This is a genomic window from Herbaspirillum lusitanum P6-12 (assembly GCF_000256565.1).
Taxonomy (GTDB): Bacteria; Pseudomonadota; Gammaproteobacteria; order Burkholderiales; family Burkholderiaceae_D; genus Herbaspirillum; species Herbaspirillum lusitanum.
In genome coordinates this window covers 1-1,773 of the sequence record NZ_AJHH01000310.1, presented here as the reverse complement: position 1 = coordinate 1,773, position 1,773 = coordinate 1, and the positions used below count along the sequence as shown (strand labels likewise).

Below are 1,773 nucleotides of genomic sequence, written 5' to 3'. Positions count from 1 at the left end.
GCGCTTCCAGCGAACGTCCGCCGAAATATTGATGACGTCGATGTTTTCCTGCTTCAGCGGAATGCGATAGCTTTCCTTCGGCACGGTGACGGTGCGGCCATGGGTGACGCCGTCCTCGATCATCTTGACCAGATGCGGCTTCATGACGATGCCGTTGTTGGCCAGCGTCGCGGTGGCGTGCGCCATCTGGATCGGCGTGAACGCGTTGTAGCCTTGCCCGATGCCCAGCGAGATGGTTTCGCCGGCGTACCACTTGCGCTGCTCCGGCTTGCGGTAGGCGTTGCGCTTCCATGTGGTGGACGGCAGCAGGCCCTTGCGTTCATGTTCGAGATCGATGCCGGTGACCTGGCCGAAGCCGAACGGCTTCATGAAATCATGGATGGCGTCGACGCCCTCCAGCATGTCGTACACGGCGGCCTTGTCGGCCAGATCGCAGGCGACGATTTCCTCTCCGGACGCGGCCTCGCCGAGGTCGCCGATGTCGGACAGGCGCACCACGTCGGTCCAGGGTTTCAGCCGCTCACGCAGCACCCGGCCGAGATTGCCGGCGGCCCCGGTCAGCAGCAGACGTTTAAAGGGCCGTACCTGATCTTGCAAATCGCTCATGGTCATGCTCATGTCATGAATCGTCGCTGGTTGAACTGCCGACGCTGAGCAGACGGCGCGACGCCACCCGGATTGAATCCGTGCAGGCGCGGAACGGCGCCGACTCAGCAAAGAAGGAAACAACAACACTGCCGTGCGCCGTCATCGCGGCGCACGCAACTTCAGGTACTGGACAACGTAACAAGCAAGGCAAAAACAGTCATGGCGTGTCTCCGGCAGATCGTTATTTTTAATTGACAGTCATCGTACAACATGAAAATTTTGAACGCAAGGAGATTTATGGCGCTATTTTTTTCACCGCCAAGGCCACCCTGCAGAGACAAGCGATCGCCTTGAAAGCCTTGCTGGTGCTGCTATCCAGAAAAAGAATGACTTGCCTTAATGTCATCTGATGACTGATAACAATTTTCACTCCTACATCTTCCAGCAAAGTAGCCAAAGTACACAGTTCACCGCTGCCGGATGAAGCACAGTTCGACGCAGCGGCGATCAGGTTGATTCGGCTTGCTTCCGTGTCGAGGCCGCACTAGACTTTGTTTACCGATCGGTACAAAACCTTCATCCGCAGTCCAACTTCCATTCAACTACAGGTGTTCACATGACGACATCCCGCCCTCCGCTTCCGCCGTTCACACGCGACACCGCGATCCAGAAAGTCCGCGCCGCCGAAGACGGCTGGAACACCCGCAACGCCGAAAAAGTCTCGCTGGCCTATACCGAGGACAGCCGCTGGCGCAACCGCGCCGACTTCGTCCAGGGTCGCGCCGCCATCGTCGCCTTCCTCGGCAAGAAATGGGTGCGCGAGCAACAGTACCGCCTGATCAAGGAATTGTGGGCGTTCGAAGGCAACCGCATCGCCGTGCGCTTCGCTTACGAATGGCACGACGATTCGGGCAACTGGTTCCGTTCTTACGGCAATGAAAACTGGGAGTTCGACGAGCATGGCCTGATGCGTGCGCGCCATGCCTCGATCAACGACCTGCCGATCAAGGAGAGCGAGCGCAAATTCCACTGGGATCAATCGGCGCCGCGCCCGGCCGATCATCCCAGCCTGAGTGATCTCGGCCTGTGATGGCTGGATCGCAACGCGATGAACTGATTCCGGTGCTGGCGGAGATTTTTCGCGCCTACGGTTATGAAGGCGCCAGCCTGGCGCGCATCACCGAA

The 1,773-nt window shown here is 58.7% G+C and carries 2 protein-coding genes and 1 pseudogene; 2 read left to right on the top strand and 1 reads right to left on the bottom strand.

All coding sequences use genetic code 11. From position 1 onward, the window contains the following. Positions 1-393: pseudogene (locus tag HLUSI_RS27940) on the bottom strand (penicillin-binding transpeptidase domain-containing protein); the annotation flags it as partial. Positions 394-839: 446 nt separating this feature from the next. Here HLUSI_RS27940 and HLUSI_RS32555 point away from each other — a divergent pair. Next, on the top strand, positions 840-998 hold the full coding sequence (locus HLUSI_RS32555; protein WP_016833791.1) for a hypothetical protein: 159 nt from the start codon (positions 840-842) through the stop codon (positions 996-998). 206 nt (positions 999-1,204) lie between these two features. After that, entirely contained in the window at positions 1,205-1,678 is a 474-nt protein-coding gene (locus HLUSI_RS0109735; RefSeq protein WP_016833790.1) for a nuclear transport factor 2 family protein, read from the top strand. Positions 1,679-1,773: the final 95 nt, after the last annotated feature.